Origin of the sequence: Acinetobacter sp. YH12046 (assembly GCF_013419905.1) — a bacterium.
Taxonomy (GTDB): domain Bacteria; phylum Pseudomonadota; class Gammaproteobacteria; order Pseudomonadales; family Moraxellaceae; genus Acinetobacter.
Genome location: NZ_VOZF01000002.1, coordinates 88,063 through 114,605, shown reverse-complemented (window position 1 = coordinate 114,605; position 26,543 = coordinate 88,063). Strand labels below are relative to the sequence as shown.

Annotated in this window: 29 protein-coding genes; 15 read left to right on the top strand and 14 right to left on the bottom strand. The window is 38.1% G+C overall.

The features are described 5' to 3' along the window. Nucleotides 1–71: 71 nt before the first annotated feature. Entirely contained in the window at nt 72–686 is a 615-nt protein-coding gene (locus tag FTU03_RS02310) for a hypothetical protein (RefSeq protein WP_034702494.1), read from the bottom strand. 108 nt (nt 687–794) lie between these two features. Next, the gene (locus tag FTU03_RS02305; protein ID WP_034702490.1) at nt 795–1,268 is read right to left on the bottom strand and encodes a CinA family protein; all 474 of its coding nucleotides are present in this window, start codon (nt 1,266–1,268) and stop codon (nt 795–797) included. 254 nt (nt 1,269–1,522) lie between these two features. Here FTU03_RS02305 and FTU03_RS02300 point away from each other — a divergent pair, with 254 nt between their 5' ends. Both FTU03_RS02300 and FTU03_RS02295 read left to right on the top strand, forming a co-directional pair. Then, nucleotides 1,523–1,753, top strand: coding sequence for a hypothetical protein (locus tag FTU03_RS02300; protein WP_034702487.1), 231 nt, complete (start codon nt 1,523–1,525; stop codon nt 1,751–1,753). Nucleotides 1,754–2,378: 625 nt separating this feature from the next. Then, nucleotides 2,379–2,588 carry a hypothetical protein gene (locus tag FTU03_RS02295; protein WP_179992343.1) on the top strand — a complete coding sequence of 70 codons (210 nt, stop codon included), beginning with the start codon at nt 2,379–2,381 and terminating at the stop codon, nt 2,586–2,588. A 93-nt stretch (nt 2,589–2,681) separates the two neighbouring features. Here FTU03_RS02295 and FTU03_RS02290 read toward each other — a convergent pair whose 3' ends face one another. After that, complete coding sequence (locus FTU03_RS02290; protein ID WP_179992344.1) at nt 2,682–3,023, bottom strand: hypothetical protein; 342 nt, start codon at nt 3,021–3,023, stop codon at nt 2,682–2,684. Nucleotides 3,024–3,604: 581 nt separating this feature from the next. On the opposite strand from FTU03_RS02290, the gene FTU03_RS02285 reads away from it, so the two are divergent. From FTU03_RS02285 to FTU03_RS02270, 4 genes are all read left to right on the top strand, one after another. After that, the gene (locus FTU03_RS02285) at nt 3,605–3,751 is read left to right on the top strand and encodes a hypothetical protein (protein WP_179992345.1); all 147 of its coding nucleotides are present in this window, start codon (nt 3,605–3,607) and stop codon (nt 3,749–3,751) included. 556 nt (nt 3,752–4,307) lie between these two features. After that, nucleotides 4,308–4,598: a type II toxin-antitoxin system HigB family toxin gene (locus FTU03_RS02280; RefSeq protein ID WP_034706646.1), complete on the top strand. Its 291-nt coding sequence runs from the start codon at nt 4,308–4,310 to the stop codon at nt 4,596–4,598. A gap of 1 nt (nt 4,599) precedes the next feature. Further along, nucleotides 4,600–5,001: a type II toxin-antitoxin system HigA family antitoxin gene (locus tag FTU03_RS02275; RefSeq protein ID WP_004785978.1), complete on the top strand. Its 402-nt coding sequence runs from the start codon at nt 4,600–4,602 to the stop codon at nt 4,999–5,001. 212 nt (nt 5,002–5,213) lie between these two features. Continuing rightward, nucleotides 5,214–5,366 carry a hypothetical protein gene (locus tag FTU03_RS02270; RefSeq protein ID WP_179992346.1) on the top strand — a complete coding sequence of 51 codons (153 nt, stop codon included), beginning with the start codon at nt 5,214–5,216 and terminating at the stop codon, nt 5,364–5,366. A 41-nt stretch (nt 5,367–5,407) separates the two neighbouring features. On the opposite strand, the gene FTU03_RS02265 is transcribed toward FTU03_RS02270, so the two are convergent. The 4 genes from FTU03_RS02265 to FTU03_RS02250 form a co-directional block, all read right to left on the bottom strand. Then, nucleotides 5,408–6,043, bottom strand: coding sequence for an SOS response-associated peptidase (locus tag FTU03_RS02265; RefSeq protein WP_179992347.1), 636 nt, complete (start codon nt 6,041–6,043; stop codon nt 5,408–5,410). A 358-nt stretch (nt 6,044–6,401) separates the two neighbouring features. Further along, entirely contained in the window at nt 6,402–7,631 is a 1,230-nt protein-coding gene (locus FTU03_RS02260; protein ID WP_373684485.1) for an alpha/beta hydrolase family protein, read from the bottom strand. A gap of 182 nt (nt 7,632–7,813) precedes the next feature. Beyond that, nucleotides 7,814–8,956 (bottom strand): catalase family protein, encoded by a 1,143-nt coding sequence (locus tag FTU03_RS02255; RefSeq protein WP_179992349.1) that lies wholly within the window; start codon nt 8,954–8,956, stop codon nt 7,814–7,816. A 155-nt stretch (nt 8,957–9,111) separates the two neighbouring features. Then, nucleotides 9,112–9,327, bottom strand: a complete 216-nt coding sequence (locus FTU03_RS02250; protein WP_064096117.1) for a hypothetical protein — start codon at nt 9,325–9,327, stop codon at nt 9,112–9,114. Nucleotides 9,328–9,449: 122 nt separating this feature from the next. Between FTU03_RS02250 and FTU03_RS02245 the strand changes: the two genes are divergently transcribed. The 3 genes from FTU03_RS02245 (at nt 9,450) to FTU03_RS02235 (ending at nt 10,540) form a co-directional block, all read left to right on the top strand. Then, nucleotides 9,450–9,845, top strand: coding sequence for a transposase family protein (locus FTU03_RS02245; RefSeq protein ID WP_008306679.1), 396 nt, complete (start codon nt 9,450–9,452; stop codon nt 9,843–9,845). Continuing rightward, nucleotides 9,793–10,263, top strand: coding sequence for a transposase family protein (locus FTU03_RS02240; protein ID WP_179992471.1), 471 nt, complete (start codon nt 9,793–9,795; stop codon nt 10,261–10,263). The genes FTU03_RS02245 and FTU03_RS02240 overlap by 53 nt, the downstream gene beginning before the upstream one ends. A 136-nt stretch (nt 10,264–10,399) precedes the next feature. Then, nucleotides 10,400–10,540, top strand: coding sequence for a hypothetical protein (locus tag FTU03_RS02235; protein ID WP_179992472.1), 141 nt, complete (start codon nt 10,400–10,402; stop codon nt 10,538–10,540). Nucleotides 10,541–10,653: 113 nt separating this feature from the next. Here the strand turns inward: FTU03_RS02235 and FTU03_RS02230 are convergent, their stop codons facing one another. Beyond that, on the bottom strand, nt 10,654–11,511 hold the full coding sequence (locus tag FTU03_RS02230; RefSeq protein WP_179992473.1) for an IS982 family transposase: 858 nt from the start codon (nt 11,509–11,511) through the stop codon (nt 10,654–10,656). A gap of 279 nt (nt 11,512–11,790) precedes the next feature. Between FTU03_RS02230 and FTU03_RS02225 the strand changes: the two genes are divergently transcribed. Then, complete coding sequence (locus tag FTU03_RS02225) at nt 11,791–12,132, top strand: hypothetical protein (RefSeq protein ID WP_034170370.1); 342 nt, start codon at nt 11,791–11,793, stop codon at nt 12,130–12,132. A 3,209-nt stretch (nt 12,133–15,341) separates the two neighbouring features. Next, on the top strand, nt 15,342–16,508 hold the full coding sequence (locus tag FTU03_RS02220; protein WP_179992474.1) for an MFS transporter: 1,167 nt from the start codon (nt 15,342–15,344) through the stop codon (nt 16,506–16,508). A 15-nt stretch (nt 16,509–16,523) separates the two neighbouring features. Here the strand turns inward: FTU03_RS02220 and FTU03_RS02215 are convergent, their stop codons facing one another. Continuing rightward, nucleotides 16,524–18,014, bottom strand: coding sequence for an amidase (locus tag FTU03_RS02215; RefSeq protein ID WP_179992475.1), 1,491 nt, complete (start codon nt 18,012–18,014; stop codon nt 16,524–16,526). A 49-nt stretch (nt 18,015–18,063) separates the two neighbouring features. After that, on the bottom strand, nt 18,064–19,494 hold the full coding sequence (locus FTU03_RS02210) for a diguanylate cyclase (protein WP_179992476.1): 1,431 nt from the start codon (nt 19,492–19,494) through the stop codon (nt 18,064–18,066). Between the two features lie 325 nt (nt 19,495–19,819). Here FTU03_RS02210 and FTU03_RS02205 point away from each other — a divergent pair, with 325 nt between their 5' ends. Next, nucleotides 19,820–20,266, top strand: coding sequence for a hypothetical protein (locus FTU03_RS02205; protein WP_034171190.1), 447 nt, complete (start codon nt 19,820–19,822; stop codon nt 20,264–20,266). A gap of 62 nt (nt 20,267–20,328) precedes the next feature. On the opposite strand, the gene accC is transcribed toward FTU03_RS02205, so the two are convergent. The 3 genes from accC to aroQ are packed head-to-tail and all read right to left on the bottom strand — an operon-like array spanning nt 20,329 to nt 22,606. Beyond that, nucleotides 20,329–21,699, bottom strand: a complete 1,371-nt coding sequence (accC, locus tag FTU03_RS02200; protein WP_175967543.1) for an acetyl-CoA carboxylase biotin carboxylase subunit — start codon at nt 21,697–21,699, stop codon at nt 20,329–20,331. An 18-nt stretch (nt 21,700–21,717) separates the two neighbouring features. Next, the gene (accB, locus tag FTU03_RS02195) at nt 21,718–22,134 is read right to left on the bottom strand and encodes an acetyl-CoA carboxylase biotin carboxyl carrier protein (protein WP_004785952.1); all 417 of its coding nucleotides are present in this window, start codon (nt 22,132–22,134) and stop codon (nt 21,718–21,720) included. 16 nt (nt 22,135–22,150) lie between these two features. Beyond that, the gene (gene aroQ, locus FTU03_RS02190; RefSeq protein ID WP_004785950.1) at nt 22,151–22,606 is read right to left on the bottom strand and encodes a type II 3-dehydroquinate dehydratase; all 456 of its coding nucleotides are present in this window, start codon (nt 22,604–22,606) and stop codon (nt 22,151–22,153) included. A gap of 1,033 nt (nt 22,607–23,639) precedes the next feature. Here aroQ and ybaK point away from each other — a divergent pair. The 3 genes from ybaK (at nt 23,640) to FTU03_RS02175 (ending at nt 26,117) form a co-directional block, all read left to right on the top strand. Then, nucleotides 23,640–24,107: a Cys-tRNA(Pro) deacylase gene (gene ybaK / locus FTU03_RS02185; protein WP_159122961.1), complete on the top strand. Its 468-nt coding sequence runs from the start codon at nt 23,640–23,642 to the stop codon at nt 24,105–24,107. A gap of 209 nt (nt 24,108–24,316) precedes the next feature. Further along, entirely contained in the window at nt 24,317–25,570 is a 1,254-nt protein-coding gene (locus FTU03_RS02180) for a YncE family protein (protein ID WP_034705621.1), read from the top strand. Nucleotides 25,571–25,634: 64 nt separating this feature from the next. Further along, nucleotides 25,635–26,117, top strand: coding sequence for a hypothetical protein (locus FTU03_RS02175; RefSeq protein WP_179992477.1), 483 nt, complete (start codon nt 25,635–25,637; stop codon nt 26,115–26,117). 109 nt (nt 26,118–26,226) lie between these two features. Here FTU03_RS02175 and FTU03_RS02170 read toward each other — a convergent pair whose 3' ends face one another. Beyond that, complete coding sequence (locus FTU03_RS02170; RefSeq protein WP_034705617.1) at nt 26,227–26,538, bottom strand: TusE/DsrC/DsvC family sulfur relay protein; 312 nt, start codon at nt 26,536–26,538, stop codon at nt 26,227–26,229. Nucleotides 26,539–26,543: the final 5 nt, after the last annotated feature.

Here is a 26,543-nt window from a genome sequence, read left to right as displayed (position 1 = left end):
GATATTCTAAATATAAAAAATAAGGTCTCCACGAGACCTTATTTTTTTTCTGATTATTTATTGACGTTGGTTTAACGACTTAATAATGCTGGATCTTCAATATGATAACCGGTTTCGAATGGGAGGCCTAAGTATTTTACCGTCACCAGTATTTTATTCTGTTTCGGTACTTTATAAGTCTGGTTTAATCTTAAATCTGCTTTATAGCTGACTGCTTGTTGAACAGGACTTTTATACTGGCCAGATTGCACTCGATATTGATAAGTCCATTTTGGGACTTTCTGTTTAGGGTCATGCCATGCAGGGGCGGTACCTTTGCTGGTCTTTAATAGCTTAAGCTGGATGGCTTGCTTTCTCAGTGGTACCAGCGGAATTAGTCGCTTTTTAATTTTGGCAATTTCCTGGTTAAACTTACGGCTGTCCTGATCGTAGTCAATCTGCTTGGTTTTTGGATTGATATACAGGGAGTTCACCTGAATTAACTGATTCGGAGTTTTGGATTTAAAATTATAATAATACAGTTGAGGTAGGCGTCCGCGACCATCGAGATAATGCCGCAACAGATAAAGTTTCTGGTCTTTGACTTCATAACCCAAAACTTCAATATTCTGTGGGCCACCAACAGTGGCGAAAGCGGATACAGGAATACCAAGGGCGAGCAAAAGGGCTGCAATTCTTATTTTCATCACTGATCAGGCCTCATTAAAAAAACGTACTTTTATAGAAATAATTTAACTATAAATACAGTAGAAATAATGAAGTTTGATCAGCACTCAATATAAACAGTTTTAGCTTTAGGTGTTGAGTAGATTAATCATGTCATGTGCGATGACGGCTGCCAGTTTATTGAGACGTTCCTGTGGAGTACCTTTAATATAATACTGGAACTGGTGAGTCTGAAGACCATCATAAACAGCGGCAAAGAAAGTACCTTCCGGCTTATCTGGGGTCGCGCTACCGCCTGGTTTAAGCAAGCCTGTACAAGCAATAATCCAGTCAGCTTCCTGAAACATTTTTTTGCCTGCCTCAGCCAGAGCAACCGTTACAGGCATGGATTCAGCTGAATGGGTACTAATCAGATTCGGAGAAATTCCCAAGACATTAATCTTCACAGACGGATCGTAGCACACTAGACCACCCAGCAAGATTTCAGCACCTTCATTTTTGCAAATTGAAAACTGACTGGTTAAATAGCCAGAACTTGCACTTTCAATAAAAGCAATCTTGATGTTTCTTTGTTCCAGCAGGCCACAACATGTTTTAATCATAATGTCTATTTTGTCTTAGAAGGTAATCCTTATTCCAATGTAGTCCCATTTTGCTTTTGTATCAACTGTGAGATTATTTCTTTATTATGATGAAAGGTAAAATATTTTTGTAATTTTAGTATTCCAAACGTAAGTTTGGCAGTTGTTAAACTGATTGCTTAATGCTTGGACAATATTTGAAATTAATGGTTTTAACTTGCTCTGATCAGTGGTAAAAATAAAAATAAAGTGCGTAAGGAAAGTAGGTTGTAAGAATGAAAACCACAGTAAAGTATTCCGTATTAAAAAGTCTAGATTATCAACTGGGTACTCCTTTATTTCAGGAAGAAATTGAGGCAGATGGTCAATATTTTGATCAGATCCCAAGCATCATTCATTACCAGAATTTAAAGTTTAAAGTCAAAAGCAAAGAATTAAAGCGTTTATATCTGGCCGAAGAGCAAGAAGAAAGCCAAACCATTATTGTAAAAGTGGTCGCAATCTAAAAATAACTTATTAAAAATAAGCCTCTTAAAATAAGAGGCTTATTTATTGGATAAAGATCGTTAAAATAAAATTTGATTAGATTTAATAAAAAAATCTAATAATAATTTTAAAAATATAAAGTCAAGGTAAATTGGCAACTGAAAAGGCCTTATTTGTGATTCTATGTAATATATTCTGCTATTTAAAAATGGTTTTTTTCGTTTTTATATTTAATGATCTAATTTTTAGAAAATTAGGTTAAACATGTATAAGAAATTATAATTTTAAATAATTAATAAAATTCAATATCTTATAAATATAATCATATTTTATATAAGTAGCAAAATGTATTTCTAAATTTTATTTTAAATTTAAGTTTATATACAATTTTTTGATTAAGTTATGACTTTAATTGAAAAATAAAATTTATAAAAGATAGAAAGCTTTCAATATGTGTTCATTCTATTATTAAAAGTAATTTATGTTTCTTATAAATCCAGACTTCAATTACTTAACTTACCTTTTTTTACATTGAATTAATATGTAACAGGTAATAACTTGGCGAATTTTTAAAAATAGGTAGAGTAAATATTAAGTCGAATCCTAATCATCGGCGATTTAAAGCAAATAGTAAGGAGTTACACCATGGCTAATAATCAACAGCAAAATCAGCAAGACCAACAGAACCAACAACAACAGCAAGACCAACAACGTCAGCAAAACCAGAATCAAAATCAGCAACAGCCGAACCAGCAGCAACAACAGCCGCAGGGCCAACAGGACCAGCAACGCAATCAGCAACAACAGCAACAGCCACAACAAGATAACCAGCAGCAAAATTTGCGTAATCAATAAGATTAGTCAAAGCTGCAGCGTTCATATCTAAGCTGTGTAATCTCTACAAAAAACCGCCTTCTTTAAGGCGGTTTTTTTATTGTTCAGAATAAATCAGCATTGAATATTGGATTTTACTTTATAAAAGTCGAGCGCATTTTTCAGATCTTTCAGTAATTCCTGCTCCTCATATTCTTGTGGCATTAGTTTTATTAGGGCCGGCATATAATAAGTTTTATATTCTTTAGGATAATCCTCACATAAAATATGTGTTCTTTCCTCAAGGCTAATAGTAGAAGAATCTAATTTATCTAAATAAGCACTCAATCGGGCATCGGATTGTTCAAACTGAGCTTTCACTGCCGGATCAGGTTCAGCTGATACATCTGCCTGTTGTTTTTGGCAGCCTGTGATGGCCAATGCCAATAGGGCAATTATGAATAATGATATTTTCATGGCAACAATATATTGTTATCAGTCGTTGGAAAAATTATAAAGAGAAATGAGTGAAAGAGCACCTGCCTTTAAACTCATTGACAGCTGAGAAAATAGAAAATTAAAAGGACTTTGATAAAATAAATAAAATATCTACCAATATGTATAAGTTGCATCTCTGCTTTTATGACTCACTTGATTGAATGAAAACTGAATGAATCAAAGTTTTTTGTATTTAATTGCATCTAAGTTGATGAAAAATAGCCAATAAAATATAAAACATAACCTATATTCAACATTTGGTAAAATAGCCTCTATATTTCATATACATATTAGATGCATGACAAGTGGTACTTTATCACCACTATAACAACTCAGATAAAATAATTTAAAATCAGCAAGTTAAAAAGCCTTGTTTAATCTAGACAGTTAAACAGGGCCCATTTTTTAGATCATAAATATGTCTAAAACAGATGATTCTCCGATATTTATCCTTCACATAAGTTTTCATATACAACATAAAACCTGAAAATACGTTCAAGTGTGAAACATGAATAGATGTTATTTATATATCTCTTTTCATGAAAAGACAGGGTAGAGCTATGATGAGATGTATCTGTGCATTTGGTATGGGTGTCATGGTGGGATGTTGCTTTAAATCTTGCAAAGAAAAAATGTGCCGGATGATGAGCAAGGATCAGGGTACCAAAGACCAAGCGCCAAAACATGAAGAGAGTGTACAAATTTAGAGGCTATAGCTTGCCTGTGCGATCGCAGTACAGGTGAGTGATTCAATCGTTTCAAGGTAAATAAATCGTGGAGCTGTAAGCCATTATCTTTAAAGCAACTAAGCTCGATCCATGATCGAGCTGTTCACAGTCAGGAGAAACACATGTTCCAATTTATATGTTGTTTATTTGGTCTTCATGGTGCGACTGAAATTGATTACACAGTCGATGATTTTGAAGTCAAAAAGTGTCGTGATTGCTTGAAAGATTTAAATTAACTCTCTAGACCTTCGCGGTATAGATGGATGTTGAACCCCCGTTTGATATAGATCGACGGGGTTTTCATTTTTTATTATTGATATTTGATATTTGAAAATAGAACTAATATATCAAAGCGATATTTTTATAAGTTATTGATAGTTAATTAATAAAATTACTAAAAATAAGGGTTTATTTAATTTTAACTTGTGATTTGACCATAACAATACTCATCTCAACTAAATTCATCCTTTAAGCGTTATTGCAATATGCGATATTTAGGTTATACTCTGAATATAGCAAAATGCGATAAATAATTATGCATGTGATCACTCACGCTCGGATTCTGGAAGCAATGCAAAAGTGGCCACACGCTGAAACTGCATTGGATGGTTGGTATCGAATTATCAAGGCCAATGATCCTAAGGATTTTGCCGACATGAAGCGATTATTTCCCGCAGTCGATAAAGTCGGGAAATTTCATGTCTTTGATATTGGTGGCAACAAGATCAGGTTGATCGCAGTTGTGATGTATCAAGCAAAACGTGTCTATATTCGCCATGTCTTATCCCATCAGGAATATGACAAAGGTCATTGGAAGGAGGCTTAATATGAATGCAATGATTAAACAGGCCGTTGATCACTGGCGTTATGTTGCACCTTTGCTCAGCAAGCCAGAAACTGAAGAAGACTTTAATACGCTCACTGAAGCTTTAGATGAACTTCTGGATATTGTAGGTGATGATGAGTCGCATCCCTTAATGGGGCTGATTCTTCAACTGGGTGATTTAGTCTCAGCTTATGAACATGAGCATTTGCCGATGCCAGAAGGCGATGGTCGTACTGCACTGGCTTTCCTGATGGAACAGCATGGTCTCAGCCAATCAGATCTATCTGACATAGCTACCCAGTCGGTCATTTCTGAAATCCTGAATGGTAAACGTCAGCTCAATATCCGTCATATTAAAGCTTTGTCTGAACGTTTTAATGTTTCTGCAGATACTTTCTTTTAAGTAATAAGAAACCAAATTTTAAGATCGATGAGCTGTGTTTCCTGAAAGCAGGTTGCACAGCCAAATAGATTTAGATTCGAACCAGAAGTCTATATAAGCTCTGATTAGAAGAATGTATGTTTATTAAAATGTATGGAAAACATAAATATTATTGATGTTTAACCTTATATGTCCTAATAATTTTCTAAGCATCTAGAGGAAAGGGAATATATATGACAACTCATGCAGAACACCAAACAGAGCAAGAAGATAATCCGCAAAAAGAATCTAATGATGATAAAGGCAATCAAGCAACCTATAAGGGCGTAAAGCCTAAGAAAAAGCCTAATGCCGAGCCAGAGCATCCGCTGAGGGAGCAGAAATAAGTATTTTATATGAATAAAGCCCTAGCTTGGTTTAGGGCTTTTCAGTTGGTCCACAAACCTTGCTCTTTAGGCCTTGCTATAAATTCATCTTTCATTTCAAAGAAAAAATTATGAGCTTGTTCATGGTCGCAGTTGAGCCAGTCGTGTCGTAATTCTTCAGGAATCACAATAATCGAACGTTTTTCATCATTCGGCTTGTGAAACCGTTTCATAAATGGGTGCTGATCCGAATTTATGGTAAGCATCGAAAAGGATCTGATTTTCTCACCTTCAATCAATGCATCCTCATAAATTGCTGCAACCGTGAAAGGATGACCATCTTCACGTGAAATACCAAACCAGTGTGGTTTATCGTCTATATATTTAGGCTCAAAGAATGTATCGACTGGGACTAAAGTAAACTGGTTATTTTTCCAGGCATGTCGAAAACTTGGTTTGGATGCCACTGTTTCACTCCGGGCATTGTAGGTATGTCTGCCATATTTCAACTCTTTTGCCCAAGATGGAACTAGTCCGAAACGTGCAATATCCAGCTCAAACTTGTCCGCACCACGCATAATGATTGGGGCGGGTGCTAATGGATAAACATGTATTTTTATTCCGAGTTCCAGTTGTTCTTCATGAATATCTAGTAAGGAAAGACGTTTTTTTGAAGGGAATTCATAGTTCGAGCACATAAAGAACCTCTTTCATTCTCATTGTTGTTTGCTAAAGAATTAAGGAATCAAAATGGGGAACTCAAAAATCAAAATTATGAGTTTCAGCAAAAGCTCTAATACTTGCTTTAGCTACACGTTTGCGAAGGAATAAAATTTGGATTAATTAAAGTTAGTTGGCCTGTAGCAGGCCCGGATTAATCTCAAATAAATGAAATATTACGTTTCGATATTCGTTACTGCTTAACTGCGATAAGCGTGTTAAGGACATACTAAGGTCATAAGAGCTAAACTTTTAATGCTATGCAGTCTAGTAACAGACTGCATATTTCATAGACTTACCATGATCATAAATATCTAATCGACAAAAATATGAACATTAATTTGTCTCACAAGTACTCATAAATTTTCCTTGTTCAACTGAGTTGATAAAGTCTTCGACCATAAATTGACTTTGTCTTAAAGAGCCATGATGATCTGCACCTTCAACAGTTTTAAATGCAATCGGCTTTTGTTTGGTACACATTAGCTGATAATAGGCATGAGTACCTTGATAATCTACAATCTGGTCTTTATTACCCTGAACTATCATTACAGGGACAGTAGGTATCATATTTTCGATGGATTGTTTTTTTGAATATTCTATTAAGGGATTAAGATCTGCATCAGTTTTGAAAACTGTTTGAGGTGCTTCTTTCACATCAGCTTGTAATTCCGATAAGCCATGATTACGCGCATAATTGACAATCTGGGCCATTTCAGGACTCAATAAATTCATAATATTGAGGCTAGGATCCGCGGCTTCAGCACCTAAAAGAACGATAGGAAGAAATGCAACCACACTTTTTTCGATTTGAGGATGCGAGGCTGCGTATTGAGCAATTCCCTCATATTGATATCCTCCTGGGGCGACGACCAGTGCTCCACGTAACTTTAACTCAGGTGCATCTTTTTGCCCATGTGCAGCTACCATTAGGGCAGCAGCGCCTCCCTGACTGTGACCCATGACATACCATTTCCTGTTAAAATGATAAGGCTTTAAAAAATGAAGTGCTCTTACAGAGTCAACCACAGTATGCAGTTGGCTCTGTGCATTCATGTAGGGGTGTTTGCCGGGTGTACCTAAGCCCTGATAATCGGTGGCAACTACTGCATAGCCTTGGGCAAGCCAGGCATCAAGTGGTTTGGAAGCCAGCTCTTGATAGGCATGCACGGGTCCACCGACATAATCACCAGAAGGGGCACAGGTATCTGCCACTCCGGTGGTGCCATGTGCCCAGGCTAAAACGGGCCAGCCACCTCTAGGTGGTTTGCCTTGTGGCAATAAAACAAATCCGGAGACAACAATGGGTTCTGAATGTATACCACGGCTGCGATAGGTAATTAAAAATCGTTGGGCGGCATGGGGAAATAAATCAGTACTTTGTTCTTCGATAGCGAGTAGAGTTCCGGGGGTCTTTGCAGCAATATCACAATTATGATGATTGCATTTCTGGGAATCCTGATTCTTGCATTTCCGGGAAATAGCAGGAGAGGCGAGCAAATAAGCAGAGCCTAAGCCCGCACAGCCCACTATAATTTTCAGGAGAGGACTTTTTGTTTTCATCACAGATACCATTTCAATTTTTATAATTTCATTTATAATGTAGCAGTCTTAGCCATGTTTCTAAATTAACTATTAACAAACTTTGTAAACTAAAATTATTAAGCTAAATTAAATAAATGATACAATAATCGCTCTAATTTTAGTTTAAGTTATAATTTAATTAATAATTCATATATATTTAGTTCTCAGTGTGGTTCTAATCTTTTAGTAGCATTCATCTCATGTCTAAGCTGACTGATACGCTCATAAATCACCTTTCGCATCCGGTTTACTCCTCCCAGAGGTTTGTGTTCCGGTACTGTATGCCATGGCGTAAAGGAGAGGTTTTCACAAAATTCGTTTTGTTCAGGTGTATCAAAAACCTGTTGAAGAATATGAATAGTCGCTAGCTTGTAAAAAGGTGCCTGGTTTTCTGGGCATTCGGTCATCGAATCTTCGACCGACATGCTGTTTGATGTTCGGGGTTGTACTAAAAACTCCATGCATGCCTTACTTTTTTGCAATTGATTCCGTAGATTTTCTCTTAGAAAATTATTGTGGGGATTATAGGGTATAGGATCTGTTCCTCTTGAACATGCTTGGGCTGAATACTTTACAGCTTGACGACCACTGCCTGTTCCTAATTGATAGGGCACCATGGACCAATATCGGGTTTGCAGAGGATTAGATATTGTATTTCTCGTATTTAAGGCAATCCAGGTTCCTTTAGCCCCTAATGCAAAAGGGGTATGCAATTTTTTGAGAAAGCTTTCACTATTTATATCCTGCATAAATGCCATATAACGAGCTGGATCATTCACAAAAAAAACCGGATGATTAATCATGATGAAATCTTGAGTAGACATTTCATCATGATTTAAAAGTCTTTCTCCCGGTACTGCCAAAAGCTTTATTGCCATGCCACGGGCATCTTTTTTAATATCTGCTTGTTGAGCATTACTAGATCCATTAGAAAAAAGTATCCAGGCTTGATAGGTTTTTCCGGGAAGAAAAATACCTTGTGCCAACTCTTTGGGAAGTGCTTCAGCTATCTTGAACTCTGCGCGTACACAACCGTGTGCCTTAGGGTGTGCATCACGTAGCGCGATACCGGTCGAATACTCTTTCCGAATAGATTTCTCAATAATGTCTGCGATCTTTTTAGCTGTGATTTCTTCATCAGGATAAAGGCTTTCATTTAAACCACGATCTATATTGGAATATGTGATAGCTTTGGGAGATTCAGGGGTTATAGGCGAGGTATCAGCATATATAGTGTTAAAGATATTGATGGTCATCAGCGGGAGGTAAAGTAGGCCCAAGCCTACAGCTCTTATAAAGTCAGGCATTGAGTATCTCCTTGATATACCGCTAAAGTTAGTTTTAACTTATGATCTGAAATTCTTTGAAGGCCCTTTAGACCAATAATAATGATCATATTTGTTTGATTATCATTCTTTATTAGATACTCTATTTCAAAGTAGGTTTTTACTTTTAATTCAACTTAATAATAAAAATAGGGATCCTGACTGTTTTTTGCCACTTTATTGCAGTTCTTGCACTTGATACTTTCAATAGAGTAGCGCCCATGAGTTTGCTTGCCTTCTGCAGCAGCAATAATAGAAAATTGCTGAGTATCATTAAAGCTATAGTCATCCTGTGCTTCACAAATAGAACACTTGATAATTTTTCTATCGCAGTAGATGTATGCTTCGTTCATTATGTATCTCCTGATTCTTGGTTTTATATTTTCACTAGATATCTTTCATAAATCAAAAAACGATCTTCTTTTTGGTTAATATTTGCACTCCGGATTTCTTAGCATTCGTGCATAATCTGCGGATGAAATACATCGATTCAAACAAGCTTTCTGATCCTCAGTTCAAGCGATACACAGGCATCTCATGGTCAACTTTCTATTTGATGGTTGAGCAATTGCAGAAGCATGTCTCTGCCAAAGGCAGACCGCCCAAGTTAAGCCTGGAGGATCAGGTTCTGCTCTGTCTGAGCTATTGGCGGGAATACCGAACCTTATTTCACGTTGCGACGAGTTACGGGGTTTCAGAGCCCACAGCCTCAAGAATTGTCCGTCATGTTGAAGACTGCCTGATTCGGTCCAATCTGTTTAATTTACCCAAAGATTTACCCGAGGGCGAAGGCATCGACTGGAATGTTGTAATCGTGGATGCCACGGAAATTCCAATCCAAAGGCCTAAAAAAACAGAAGAAAAGCTATAGCGGCAAGAAAAAGACCCATACCTTTAAAGTACAGGCCATCATTCATTATCAAACTCAAAAAATCCTGAGTTTATGTACCAGTCGCGGTGCAGTGCATGATTTCGAGTTGTTCAAACGCAATTTAAACCAGATTCCTTTTGGGGCTTTTATCCTTGCAGATAAAGGCTATCAGGGGATTTATGTGTTGTATCCGAATAGCCTGTTGCCATTAAAAGCCAAAAGACACTGTAAATTGGATCCTGAATTGAAAATCTATAATCAAGAAATCAATAAAAGAAGAATCGGAATTGAGCATGTATTTGGCAGCCTGAAAACCTTCAAAATTCTTGCTGAGCGTTATCGAAATAGAGGTAAAAGGCTTGGTTTGAGATTCAATTTAATCGCTGGAATCTACAACTTGGAACTGAGCAAAAAATGATTTATGAAAGAGGTCTAATCTATACAGATATACATAATTTAACTTTTTATTTAAAAAAACACTCTAAATGGCTTTGGAAAGCTACAAATATAGATGTTAGTTATATAGGCTTGCATTTATGAGCATGAGGTGAAAGATGAAGTTGTTAACGTTAATTGGTGCAGGTGTACTTGCAGGTTATTGTTATAAGAAAATGAAATACAAAAAGGACGGTTCAAACAATCCTACTCCTCAGAATGAACAGGTAGACAGTCAAGCAGCAAACCCTGTTGAATAATGCCTTTAAAGGGCCTCACAACTAGCAAGAAAAGGTTGTGAGGTCTCCCATTCTTTCAGTAGAGTCATCTCTGACAAGTCTTATATAAACCCCAATCATGGATAAGCCTAGTTTTACATCGTTGTAAATTGAGGCTTATTGTGATGACAGATTTGATAAGCACACAAGGATGCATAAATCCCAGCCAAATAACCTGAAATGGAACGATGGCGACTGCTTACCAAGTTATATTGTTGCTTCAGTAAGCTAAAGATGGTCTCTATTTTATTGCGTTGTCTTAGCATCATTTCATCTTCTGATGATAGCTTCACTGGTCGCATATTCTTGCGATGATAGGTAATTAATTCAATATCCTGCTTTACCAATTTTTCTTTTAAAGTTTCACTGATGTAGCCACGATCACCAAAGATTTTACCGATGTAGCCTTGAGCTAGCTTCGGCAGAATTTTTATATCTGAAGTATGGCCATTTGACAGTTGGGTCTGAATAAATTGACCCTGAGCATCTACTAATACATGTAATTTACATCCATAGAACCACCCCATTGAGCTTTTAGCTCGTGTGGCAATCTTTTTTAAAGATTTATGACGTTGGATACGCTGATTCTTACATACGGGTAAAGTTGTAGAATCAACCCAGGCACAAGCTGTTTGAGCGCTAGAAGTTAGAGAAATATGCAATGCTTGAAGTGCGAGTTGATGTTGATTGATTAAATGAACCATCCGCTGATAGGATGGGAGGGCCTTGAAAAGCTTATAATAAAAGCGCTGTATCATGCCATAAAAGGCTTTGAAATGATGAAGTTGAGAGTTCTTATACCAGACCGCGATAAAAATGATTTCAGATAAACAAAGAACCCCTGATCTCTGCCTGACCTTCGGATTTTCTTGTTTTAAATATTGCCAATAGATGGCTTCATTTTTCTGAAAAAAATCGTCAATCGTACAGAATAAAGTTGTAAACTCGAACATAGGATGGCTGGTTAAATAGTTTGTGTGGTAACTCACTTATCAACTTAGCCATCTTTTTTTTCAACTGAATTTCTTATCCATGATTCGGGTTATATAATATTCAGAACTTTGATATTTTCAGAGAAACAGCAAGCTCTTTTTAGCTATTATACCTTTTCATCTGTTCTAAATTTTCCTGATTAAATTTATTGATAAAGTTGAATGGTTTACAAAACTATTCATTTTAATAATAGCCATACTTTAAAAATAATGTGATCCTCTTTCTCAGGAGGACAGCTTATGAAAAAACTAATTATCTTGCCTCTTGTAGCTTTAATACTTCTGGGGTGTAGTCAACCAAATACACAGCAAGAAGCTGACTCTAAGATCCTACAGGATGAGGATTTAAAAAAATTTAGGGAGATGGTAAGGAATGCTTTACCGAATTCAGACCTGGTTCAATTTCATCAACAAGAGGGAGAATGTGGTGAGGTTAGTTTCAGAGATAAATCTACGAATGAAATGAAGCATCGGAGGTTTATTGTAGTGAATAAAAATATTGTGCTGATTGAAAGACGGCAGGTCGATCAGGAATATTTTGACCTTTCATGGAGGAATGCATGTCGTGATTATTTCGGGTAAAGAAAGAATATTTATTAAAATTCTTATTTGAAAATAGTGACCGCTATAATTGAATATCAATAAAAACATTTGATCATTGAGCCACTTTTTAGAGTGGCTTTTTAATGTCTGGATTTCTGAATTTTGTTCGAAATATGGTTACTGAATAGATCTGTATTTCATATTCTGGCTTCGTACTAATAGATAGAATGTTGATCAATTTATATAGATAATAAATATAAAAATTATTTAAAAAAGGAACAAATATTGCTTCTTGAAAGTATAGTTTTTGCTTTAGGTTCTGGATATGTATCTCTTTAAAATATGCGGCATTATTTTCCTTGTCATCCTTGCTGTTTCTCTCATGGTTTTAGGTCTTATTTATCAGGATCCTTTATTTGCTTTGATAGGGCTCTTGTTTGCTGTTTGCGCAGTATTATTATTTTCCATGATGAAGGAAAGTCTTGCTGACTTTTAGATCACTCATTTCGTTTAAAAGCTTAAAGATTTGGACTAGAGATCAAGGTGAATAGCAGGATGATAGTCATCAATATTATGCACCGAGATGGAATCAACAATTTAGAAAAATAATTGTGTTGAAAAGTCTTTGGATTAATCAGTGTAATAAGGAAGACTTATACGGGCAACCAGTCATGTGGATTAGATTGATCAGATGATCTGATAATACACTCATTGCTGGGTGCTATTTTGCAGAAGTTCATCGAAAGATGGGCTTTTTTGTTACCTAAAATAAAGCTTTATCAAGTTCATACTAGAAATTATTGACTCCAAAGATCACAATTTAGACTTTTTATATATGGATAGATATTTAATTTCTATATATATTTATATTTGTCATGAATTGGCTATTGTTTGACCGTTGTACATTTCGTCAACAATCCTGAATCAGCGCAAAATGATAAAGGGGAAGAGCCCACAGCAATGTGGGCTTTTTTATTGCCTAAAGAAAAGTTTGGCTTAATTTCTTACTAGGTATCTGGCTTGAATAGCTTAGCTAAGTAATAGATCTGGTCAAAGAGACTGAGATTAACTAGAAATTTGAATAAGTGACTTATTTCTATTTTATCGGTCAATATGATTGTTAATCATCGACTTAATATCAAAGTGTGATTGACTGCATACAATATTTTCATTATATTTTACCATATGTTCAAAAATCTCCACGTTTTGAATTTAGAGTTCTGCCCACATCGTCCCCAATGATGTGGTTTTTTTTTGACTAGAATAGCTAAGTGATATTTTCATTAACCTATAATTAAAGAAGAGGGTAGCACCTAGTTCTGTGAAGAGGCTATTTTTACATCAATAGGTATGATAGATTAGGGTTCTGGCGGTAACTGCCTATACGGATCAGTCCAGCAAGTTCATCTTGTGACACTCCCGTCGTTTGAAGTGTTACTATGAAGAAGCTCATCGAAAGATGGGCTTTTTTGTTGGTTTATTAAACAAAAGGGTTCATACTAAGGCTCATGCTTAAATTAAGTTGAATCTTTTGAAAAACAAAAGAGTTGTAATTTTAGGCGGAGTATTTTTGGCATTTATATTCTTTCTGTGTTTCCATTTATATAATCTTTCTAGCGAACAAGAAAGAGCAAAGAGTTTAGAAAAATTGTCTGATGAGCTTAAAGCTTCTGAATAGATAAGTTTAAAAGATAAAACGAAAGCCCATCATAAGTGGGTTTTTTTTACAGGTATATACATTTTTATTTCTTAAAAATAATATTTATTTAATTAAATGAAATGTTATAAAGAATCTTCACAGTCTTTTAAATAGATTGATGCACCTTATGAATAAGTATAAAGCGATAGATCTAAGTTTTCTTAATTGGGTATATGATGAAATTTTAGCGACTTTCGAGCCCACAAAATCTAGAACAATAAATAAATCACGATTTCTATCAGAAAATCTAAAGTTAATTGCTGAACATCTCGGTGAAGATGCGTCAGTGACAACTAAGGTATCAGCAGTAAGATTTAAATATAGATCACAAACTAAAACTTTATGGGTATTTGACGTACCCGATATTAATGACAGGTTCACATTCATTAAATATTTATTCGATTTCTTTCCGAGTTTTTAAAGTCCATAGAAATAAGAGCTTTTTTGTTGCCTGATAAACTTTATACGGCGACCAGAACACAAAAATAATTAAATAGTGTAATTCCTGTCTAACAAATAACCAAATTTAACCCAAAGCCAACCAGCACCCACCATTCAGTAATGCTTCTTATACTATTGCTGCACTATATAAGTGCTACTTTAAAGGTGCTCCATGAATAATGATGAACTAGCTAAAAACTATAACGACGTGTTAAAGAAGCCTACCCGCTTAACTTCCCCAGGTTAAGCGGGTTATTTTTTGTCTGGAAAAAAGTATGCTCCGATTACTATTCTGCTTATTCTGCCTACATGGTGCGACTGAGATTAGCGACGGCAAGAAAGAATGCCGGGATTGTTTGAAAAAAGTTTAATTTAGAATGATAAATTTTTTTTATTATCAATGAGTTAAGTATTCTGTGCTATTTTATTTTTCAATAATAATAGGCTAATAATTGGTTTGAATTTTGACTTAACGGGCTGGTTATGAGCACACATACAATGTATTCACACAACTGATTACTTAATATCAGTTATCAATTCTAATGTTATTAATTTTAATAACCCATATTTTGAATTCAAAGAGGCTCGAAAGGAGATGAGCGCTAAAACTCTTGTTGAGGTGGAGCGCTACTATCAATACTCAGCTATCGACCTAACTATCACCCAAGTCAATGGATGGGTTGAGTTTAAAGCAAAGTTAAAATCATAGCCGAACGTATTACGGCAAACTAAACCTCTTACATTCTAAATGTTGAGGGGTTTTTCTTTTCTTATTGGTGAGCCCCATGATAGACAAAGTACAAGCTAAATAAGGCTCAGATTTTGTAACGTTAAGCTGTCTAAATGTCAGAACCTCAGTCATTTTAATTCTTAGAACCATCAAATGATTACGATTGATAAGCTCATGATTGAACTAAAAGAATAAATTAAGAATTTAGGTAATGTATTAAGTTAAAATCTAACTTTTCTAAAATTAGTTAAAGAGCTTTGAAGAATCTATAGATGATTAGCTTATAGATTAACTAGACTCAACCGAGACCCATTCAATGCAACTAAGTGCAACTTATATTTATTTTAAGTTATCAAAAATGAAAGAGTATCTAGTTTGATGCAATCTCTAGCTATTCATTACAGACTCAGTTTTTTCTACTTTTTTTATTATGCGATTGTGGGCGCATTCATGCCTTTCTGGAGTCTGTATCTAGAGGATCAAGGCTTTAATTATCAGGAAATTGGGATTTTATCTTCGATTGCGATTGTCACCCGATTTTTTGCGCCATTTATTTGGGGATGGATTGCAGACAAATCCGGGAAACGCATGTTGCTGGTGCGTATAGCTACTTGGATGGAAGCCTGTATCTGGTTCATGATTTTTATCATTCCCAATAGCTTCCAGTCAGTTGCTTTGCTCATGCTGATTTTCAGTTTCTTTCAAAATGCAATTTTGGCTCAGTTTGAAGGCGTGACTTTATTCTGGTTAGGTGAGAAAAGGGCAGAGCTCTATGGCAAAGTCCGTAAGTGGGGATCTATTGGATTTATTATTGGCGTATTTGGTTTAGGGGCAATTTTTGAAATTATCAGCATCAGTATGCTACCAATCTTATTGCTCTGTATTTCATTTCTGGCTTTTCTCTGGTCATTTACCATCAAAGAACCTACAGCAGCACCGACAGCTCAGAAAAAACTTGAAGCCTTATGGCCGATCTTCAAGCGTCCAGTGGTATACAGTTTTTTCCTGATTGAATTGATCATGCTGTTTTCGCATGCACCGTTTTATAGTTTTTATAGTAACTATCTCAGCCAGAATGGATTCAGTACCAGTCAGATCGGATTGCTTTGGTCGGTTGGAGTCATTGCTGAAATCATTATGTTTGCCTACGCTACATTCTTTCTGACACGCTGGTCATGGCGTCATCTGGCAATGCTATGCCTGTTAATGACTGGTTTAAGATGGTTGACTGTCGGCATATTTCCATCGTCATTTCTGGCACAGTTTTTTGCCCAGACCATTCATGCCCTGAGTTTTGGTTTATTCCATATGATTGCCATGCGGGTTATTTTTCAGAACTTCTCGGCTGGACAGCAAGGCCGTGGACAGGCACTGTATAGCACCATGTGGGGCTTAGGCGTGGCGAGTGGCAGCATTCTAGCCGGTCGTTATTGGGATCAGGTCGGTGGAACATCAATCTTTATTGCTGCTGCGCTGTCGACCTTGCTGGGCCTGTTGCTGGTATTTGGCTTACCCAGCAAAGTCGAATTGCAAAAGCAGGTTTAAGATACGATTGAATGATTAAATGCGGATTTTGGAATATTGATTAAACCAGGGCTGAGCCTGTTCTAATTGAGCGGCCAGTTGTAACAGCAAATCTTCACGGGCAAATGGTGCAATAAACTGTGAGCCCAAAGGCAGGTTATCTTCATTCCAGTATAGCGGTACAGACATTGCAGGAAGGCCGGTAATATTGGCTAACTGGGTGAATGGCACCCATTTTAGGTTTTCTTTCACAATCTGGTCGACCAGCTTACCTTGTGCCAATAAATGTGCCTTATTCATTTTTAATAAAGCTTTAAGAATCGGCTTCTGCCAGTTTGGTGTCTTGACTTCGCCATTTTTGGGTGCAACAGTGGCCGTGGCTGGTGTCAGGTAGAGATCATAATCATCAAAGAAATGATTCATCTGGGTCACATATTGTCCCCAGTTGGTCAGATTTTGGATATATTCAATTGCCGTCGTTTTGGCACCAAAAGCAGCTAGCGCCAGAGAATCCAGTTCAAAATCGCCTGATCTGGATGGATAGCCTTTCTGGATTTCGTCCAGCATATAAGAAAACTGGCTAAACCACGTCGTAATAAAATCTTTAGCCAGTTGCATGCCATCAATCTGCGGTTGATCCTCAACGACTTCATGACCTAAAGATTCCAGTAAACGGGCAGTTTGTTCTACCGCTTTAATAGCATCTTGAGAAACAGGCGTATCAATGCTGGAACGCGTATTAAATGCGATTTTTAATTTTTTTGGTGGTTGCTGAATCACTTCCAGATAATGTGTATGCGGACGTTGAATCGTAAACAGTGAACTGCGATCTTCACCATGGGTGGCATCCAGCATTGCCGCACTATCCCGAACAGTTTTGGTGAGTACATGTTGAATGGCAGCACCGTGCATTGCCTCACTCATTTGCGGTCCCCACGGCGTACGTCCACGGCTTGGTTTTAAACCAAACAGACCACAGTAGGAAGCCGGAATACGAATTGAGCCACCACCATCACCTGCACCGGCAATTGGCACAATGCCGGCTGCCACAGCAGAAGCAGAGCCGCCTGACGAGCCACCACTGTTATGTCTTAAATTCCACGGGTTTTTACAGCTTCCCCAGGCATCTGGCTCTGTAATGCCTTTAATTCCGAATTCAGGGGTGTTGGTACGGCCAAAGGTCACAATACCTACCTGTTCCCAACGATTAACAATCTCGGCATTGGTTTCAGCGATATACCCGATACGCTTTAAACCCTGACATCCATAAGACGTCGGATAACCTGCATATTCCTGAAACAGGTCTTTGACCAGAAATGGAACTCCAGCAAAGGGGCCAGACAGTTTTTGCTGGGTACGCTGCAAGGCATGCTCATGCATGGGAATAATAATGGCATTGATTTCAGGATTAATATTTGCACTGCGTTCTAAGGCAACTGATAAAAGTTCACTTGAATGCACCTGTTTATTTTTAACCAGTTCAGCCAGTCCTAATCCATCGTATTGTAAGTATTCTTCAAATTTCATCTGCATTCCCTAGCGTTGATATTGTTATAAGGTTGTAGAGGGTTTCAGTTCAGGATGCAAGCACCACCTGATTACGTCCCAAGTGTTTGGCTTGATATAAGGCCTGATCCGCGGTATTGATCAGTTGCTGTAAATCCTGAGAAAGCGGGGCATGTTGATGCGTAATCCCGAGACTCACAGTAATCGATAACGGTGATCCATCAGGTTGATACATTGGCGTTTTAGCTACCAGTTCACGAATACGCTCGGCAATAAACTGGGCCTTAGATGGTTTGGTATCCCAAAGCAAAATCACAAATTCCTCACCACCAATACGCGCAAACAGATCCTGAGAACGTAAATTGGAACGGATGATTTCAGCAAAGTGTTGCAGTACTTTATCGCCCACATGATGGCCAAAATGATCGTTTAAACGTTTGAAATGATCAATATCCAGCATAATCAGGGAAAACTGCACACTCTTGGAATGTTGCAGTAAATATTCACCTTTCTGAAAGAAAAAATGCCGGTTCATGGTACGCGTCAGACTGTCATGATTGGCCAAATACAATACCCGTTTAAACAGATCATTGCGGTTCTGACTGATGATACACAGGATCAGCGGTGATAATGCCAGCATAAATAGTCCGATCCTTAATGAGATATAAATGGTCGAGTCTGCCAACGTATCATGTGTAGTGGCATAGAACTGGGTCAGGCTGTAATACATCAAAATGATTACAAAGGCATTAATAATTGCAATCGTAAAGATGCGATAGGTCAGTGCTGCCCAGATTAAAGCTGCCAACGGATAAAGCAGGGCACCTGGACCGACAAAAATATTACTCAGGATAATACACAGGATTACCGTACCTGCTGGCAGCAGATAACTAAAAGAGTTCTGCTTCTTTCTGCGGTTTTTAAATAAATACTTGAGATCTTTGGTTCTAGGAAAGGCTAGAAAAAGCGGCAGGACAATAATGTAATTTACCATTTCGCCTGTCCACCACAGCCCGAAATCAATCCATAAATTTTCCTTGGTCATAAAGGAATGGGGAAGATTGGGTAAGGTCGCAACGGCAAACACTGCACTGGCCAGGCATCCTGCGAATGCACAGATGCCGAACATATGCACGAAAGTGAAACCAGTATTGTAGTACTTATAGTTGATCTGGAAATATCGGATAAAAAACAGCGATACAATCGTACTAATCAGGTTGGCAAGTGTTAGAAACAGGCTTTGTAATAGATTATTACCTGTTGCCAAATCGGCAAACATGAACGCACAGAAAGCACCTAGCCACCCGCCCATATTGTTTAAATGGGGGAAGCGTAAAAACATGGCCAGTAAGGCAGCATTGGCAGGCCAGAGTATGGCTAAGTAATCCTGTGTTCTGGTCATAATGCCAATCAAACAAGTCACTAAAATAATGAAAAGAATGACCAAGTAGGCATATGTTTCAGGATTCAAGTTCTGGTCTGTGATTCGAGGTATTCGCAAATCTAAGTCCTGTATCTAATTTTTATTTGTGAAATATCACTTTGTTTGGGAAATGCTTTTTACCCAAAAGTACAACTTTATTCTTGGAATAATCTGTTTTTACTTACGTTATCAATATACGTTTGTATACGAAATATATACAAAAAAATTAAAAAAGGAAATCCATGTTTTTAAACTATAATGATAAAAATTTGTTTTATTTCGGTATTTAAACTGATGCAGAGCAGAATATGATCCCGAAAAATATGATAAGTTAAAATTAATTATTAGGATTGAAACGAAGCCTGTGAATATGAAAAAAACCTGTCTTAGCCTTGTCTTGCTCATGAGCTCATCTTGGCTAATGGCAACAGAAAACAATAATCAAACTGCAAATAGTATTGCGAAACCTATCGAAGTTCCGAATACCTTTACCATTAATACCCGTCCTGAAATTGTCGGGCTATGGGGAATGGAAATTCCAGATAATAAGAAATGTGTTGAATACTATAATTTTAAAGGCAATAACAACGTAGTGATTAAAAGCGGTTCAGAATGGACCACAGGGCTGTATGACTATCAGCCTTCACAAGATCCTGCTGCACAGATTCCAGCGCTGATTATGCAGGTTAAATACGACAATAATGAAAAAGACTGTTCCGGTAATCAGGTGGATCAGTCAGGCGAGATTTCGCAGTATTTTGTGAAGTGGCAGAACTCAAATACCATTAATTTCTGTGCCAATGAAAAAGCAGAACAATGTTTTGCTGTGCTTCGACGCATTTTGCCTTGATTGAAGGCTAGATATAAAAAACCGCTGAATTCAGCGGTTTTTTTATTAGATCAATTACTGGATCAAGCTTTTTCTTTGTCTTCAGCACCTTCAAGCTGCTTCAACAAATGTTTTTCCAGATAGTGAATATCCATTGCCTGTTCACAGAAATTTTCATCCTGAAGAATCAGATCTTTGTGTAATGGAATATTGGTTTTCACACCTGTCAGAATCATTTCATCCAAGGCCTGCTTCATGCGTGCTATTGCAGTTTTACGGTCTTTACCATGGGCAATTAGCTTGGCAATCATAGAATCATAATATGGCGGGATGCTGTAACCTGGATAGATATGAGAGTCTAAACGGATACCTGCACCACCTGGCGCATAAAAAGTCTCGATTTTGCCAGGAGATGGCATAAAGTTCGATGGATCTTCAGCGTTGATACGGCATTCGATCGCATGACCTTGAACACGTACATCTTCTTGCTGGATATCCAGACCTAAACCAGCCGCAATACGTAACTGCTGTTCAATGATGTCGATACCGGTGACCATTTCAGTCACAGGGTGTTCTACCTGAACACGGGTGTTCATTTCGATAAAGAAGAATTCGCCTTCTTCAAACAGGAACTCGAATGTACCGGCACCACGATATTGCATCAATTTACAAGCATTGACACAGGCCTCAAGAATGTCAGCACGAGCCTGTTCTGGCAGGTTAGGCGCTGGCGCTTCTTCAAGTACTTTCTGGTGACGACGCTGTAAAGAACAGTCACGGTCATATAAATGGATCGCATGACCATTACCATCGCCTAGAACCTGTACTTCGACGTGACGCGGTTTTTGCAGGAAACGTTCCATATAAACCGTGTCATCGCCAAACCACATTTCAGCATCACGCTGCGCAGCTTGTACTGATTCAAGCAGGGTATCCACACGTTCTACGATACGCATACCACGACCACCACCACCGGAAGCCGCTTTCACGATGAGCGGGAAACCAATTTCTTTGGCTTCAGCAAGCGCATTGTGAATCGTCACCGCATGATCACAGCCAGGTACAGTTGGTACACCCGCTTTTTTCATGGCAATAATCGCAGAAACCTTGTTCCCCATCAGGCGAATATGTTCTGGACGTGGACCAATGAAGATAAAACCAGAGCTTTCTACGATTTCAGCAAATTCAGCATTTTCAGACAGGAAGCCATAACCAGGGTGGATGGCATCTGCGCTGGTGATTTCAGCAGCTGTAATCAGGGCTGGAATATTCAGGTAACTGTCGCTACTTGCGCCAGGACCAATACACACGGCTTCGTCACAGAAGCGTAAGTGCATCAGGTCTTTGTCAGCGTCTGAATAGACACCGACTGTTTTAATTCCTAAAGTTTTGCAAGCTCGGGCGATGCGCAAGGCGATCTCACCTCGGTTTGCAATTAAAACTTTTTGCAACATTATGAATCCCCGAAGTGATTAGGCGCGGTAACGGAAAAGTGGCTGACCAAACTGAATCACTTCACCATTTTTCACCAGAATTTCTTCAATCACGCCGCTTTGAGTTGCTTCAATCGGGTTCATGATTTTCATTGCTTCAATGATACCCAGTGTTTCGCCAGCAGAAACAGTTTGGCCAATTTTTACAAAAGGTGCTTCGCCTGGGCTTGGAGCCGCATAGAACACGCCAACCATTGGAGATTTTTCAACTGCACCACGAGGAGATTTAGCTGCAGGGACGTCAGCTGCAGGTGCAGGCATTGCAGGAACAGCTGCTGCAACTACTGGATTACGACGAGTCAGAGCAATCGACTGATCACCTTCCTTAACTTCAATCGCCTGTAAGTCAGATTCAATCATCAAATCGATGAGCTTCTTGATTTTACGGATATCCATGAGACAGTATTCCTAATTAAGATTGTTTAGAAGATTGTATTTTTTCAATGACATAGTCGAGTGCGGCAGCATAGCCTTTTGCACCTAGACCACAGATCACGCCAATAGCTTTATCGGATAGATATGAATGATGTCGGAATGCCTCACGTGCATGGACGTTAGACAGGTGGACTTCAATAAACGGGATTGCCACGCCAAGAAGTGCATCACGAACTGCAACTGAGGTATGTGTCAGGGCAGCAGGATTAATAATGATATATTGCACGCCGTCTTGTTGGGCTTGATGAATTCGGTCAACAATTGCGCCTTCCCAGTTGCTCTGGAAAGTGTCAAGTTGTAAAGTAGCTTTTTCAGCCTGAGCAGTGAGCTGCTGATTAATATCTTCTAGAGTTAAATAACCATAAACTTCGGGTTCGCGCTTTCCTAGCAAATTTAAATTCGGTCCATGAATAACCAAAATGGTCGAAGTCATCTATGGTGCTCCAGTTAAAAAGTTTCAGGATAGGTTTGCAAGATGTCTACAAACTTCGCCTATTATGGCATGAATTCCTACATTATTTTTATAATTTCTTTGAATTGACATAGAAAAGCATGTACCACGCAGTGGCCATATAATGAAAACTTTGCAAGCATTTAGCAATGTTCAAAACTACCAAATCTTCGTCTTTTACATCATTTTTATATTTTAGATGAATTGGCTGAATTGTTACATTTATGCTGTGTAAGTTAGACCTCAATGTTTATTCATAATTCTTTTAAATTGAGTGTTTATTCGGCAATGGCTGGTCAAAAATAAAAATTATTACTCGAAGTCTCTGCTCATATCAAAAATTGTGGTGATCGGTAAAAGACCGGATTTTCATTAGATTTTTGAATGAATCAAATGTTTATTCTATTCATTATTCTGTAAACTAAAATATCAAACTTGGAATAAAAATCAAAAAGTTATTTGATAAATGGTATGAAGTGAAGTTTAGTATTAAATGGGTTTTATGTCGCTAGTAAAGCAAGTCACACATTATTTTTCTGCAAAAAGAGATAGGCTCATTGCTACTGAACATTGGCTAAATGATACTGGCCGTAAAAGTAAAATTAAAAACTTATGATTCTTCATTAATCTTTTACTGGCCTCATCTAATATTGACGAATGTGCTCAATTTTCTAAAGCTTACCTTTATTTGTCATTCTTTATGTTCACTCAATAACATTGGCAAAATGGCACTTCATGTATAGGCGTTGTTATTCATCTGAATGTTGCCTATGTTTTTAAATGATGAATTTTTAAGCTTAAGAACAAGATGGTATGCGGAATTACAATGATAAATGGGATAGTTAAGTTCAGTTAAAGTGCAATATGAATAGATATTCTGGATTAAAAGCTAATGGTATCTGATTGTATTTTGAACACATATTGATTATATAAGCTATTCAGAATCACAGAATAAAACCCAAGCAGACTTGATAAGCTATAATGAAGATCCCGTCAAAATACTATCGAAGCTGTTATGACACCTGCATGCAAATTATTAAAATCTCAAAAAATTGAATATAGCATTCACGAATATGAACATGATGCCAATGCCAAAAGCTTTGGTTTGGAAGCAGCAGAAAAGTTAGGGTTGGCAGTAGAAGAAGTATTTAAAACCTTATTGGTCACAGATGAGAAGCAGTATTTTGTAGCAGTTCTTCCAGTCAACCATCAGTTAAACCTGAAAAAAGTAGCATCAGCCTTTGGTTGTAAAAAGCTACAAATGGCTGATCCCAAACAGGCAGAACGTCTAACCGGTTATCTTGTCGGTGGGATTAGTCCGGTTGGGCAGAAAAAACGCCTGAAAACTGTCATTGATGCATCTGCAGAACAGCTGAATAAAATCTATGTCAGTGGGGGTAAACGCGGTCTGGATATTGGTTTAAAACCTGCGGACCTAGCTAAGGTTCTAGATGCTCAATTCGTTGATGTATTGGATGTCTAAAGTTCAAAGCATTTTTCAATAAAACTATCTTACTTAGAAGCGTTCATATCAATGGACGCTTCAACTTTTCTGGATTCTTATCTTTCTATTCTGTCGGAAAATTCAGCATGGTTTTTTCTTCATTGTATAGTGGATGATTGAGATCCACGGCCTGACTGTGGATTGAACAAAGATAAAAACAATAAAATAGAAAATATGGAGAATACCGCATGGAAATCCAGAAAAAACGATTATCACGGTTCTGTATGAGCTTGTCCGCGATGGCCATGCTCTCAGTCTTTTCAACTGCACAGGCAGACTCATCTACCTTGCCTCAGCCACCCAATTCCCAGCAAGTTTTCTTTGTAGGTAATAACTGGGATGGAACAGTTACAGTGATTCGATCTTCAGGTGACTTTGGCAAGGTTGGTGTGATCAACATGATTCCTGATCGTAAGGAGCGCCTGAAAGAGATTCACCTCAATCCCATTAAACTGATTGCCTATACCTATATTCAAGCTACTGCGGGTGAAGGTAATGATCAGCTGGTCGACGATATGTACTCCACGCCAGATGGACAGTCAGTGGTCGCATCCCGTCCAAGTTTTGCCGATGTGGTCTCTATCAACATCAAGACAGGCAAAATTAACTGGCGTACTCCAGTTGAAGGCTTCCGCGCGGATCATATGGCAGTTTCACCAGATGGCCAGCGTGTCGCGGTTTCCGCATCTTCCGGAAATGTGGTGCATGTACTGGATATTCATACTGGTAAGGAACTTGGTCGATTTGCGACGGGTGATAAACCGCATGAAAATATCTACTTTGATAATGGCAGAAAAATTCTGAACTCGGCCATTGGTAATGTAGAAACCTCTCTTGATGCGCAGTGGCAGGATTTCACCAAGGGTAAACGCTATATCACCATTGCAGATGCCAATACCCATCAGGTGCTTAAGAAAATTGACTTTAGACCGGCATTGGATGCGTTTGGTCGAAAAGATTTATCTAATTCAGTGCGGCCGATGGTCTTTAGCAAGGATGAAAGTAAACTCTATGCTCAGGTATCATTTTTTAATGGTTTGATTGAGTATGACTTAAACCAGAATAAAGTGACCCGTATTGGGCAGTTGCCAGGTAGCGATAGCATTCCCAAAGATCGTACCAAATGGGTGAATGATTCCCGCCATCATGGTTTATCGATCAGTGCTGATGGTGAGAAGCTCTGTGTTGCGGGCACGATGGATAATTACGCCACCATTGTCGACCGTCAGAGTCTGACTGCCGGAAAATTGATTCCTGCAGGTAAGCCATACTGGGCTACCCGAAGTCCGGATGGCCGTAGCTGTATCATTTCAGAAAGTGAAACGGATGTGGTGACCGTAATTGATTTCGCGACAGGCAATAAAGTGACCAGTGTACCTGTAGGCAATCATCCACAGCGTGTCCGGATCGGTTATGCCCCAGCAGACTGGTCTACACCGTAGCAAATAATGGCTTAAAAAGAGCAATGTGTTATGAACGTTGCTCTAAGCATTGTAGGTGGCATATATGAGGAACAAAACACTTACTTTATATCTGCTGGCGGGAATGTTATTGACCGGTATTCTGGTTGGGATTGCTTATCAGGTTCATAAGGATATCTATAAGGCAGAGTTCAATATACTGAAACCTGATGATCAGATGACTTTTCCAGCAAAGTCACTGATTACTTCGAATTTAAATCCTAAAACAGCTGTACCGGCAAGAACGGCTAGACACTCGGAAGTGGATTCTGAACAGCAGGTCTTATTACAACAGAGAGACCAGCTTTATCTGGATTTTACCCAAATGATGAATGGCTTAAGTCAAGGTGAAAAGCCAGACTATCGCCAGCTAGATCATTTGCTGTTACAACAGCAGAATCTGGTGAATGCTCGGGTCGTTGCTCCGGAAGAGGCGAGAGCTCAAATAGAATTTTTGCAGAAAGTTCTGCCTGAAATCTCTCCACAGCTTGATCAAGCCTTAAATGCATTGGATCAGAAAAGTTTTTAATCTTCCGGTTTAAAGCTTTATTTAGTTGTGAATACAGATCATAGATAAGCTTAATAAGAAAAAGCCCGTAGAAACGGACTTCTTCTTCATTCATTTTTTAGATTAAAACTTATAAGCAGTTCGCCGGTTTCGGGATACCAGCCAGTCGGCTTAAATGGCGTGCCACCAGACCTGTATTAAACTTTTCCTGTAATAAGGCATTGTTAATTTCCGGGTTGACTGTCTTCATCAAAAACTTAATCAACGGACGGGTTGCAGGAGAATGCCCAAACTGCTGATAAAATTGACGGACTGCCTGTAGCACTTCAAAATGCCAAGGAGTAAGTTGAAGTTCCAGTGTATCTGCCAGTACTTGGGCAACGTCTTCATTCCAGATGGTGTAATCGACTAAATGACCATCTTGGTCCAGTTCTAGATTCATATTTG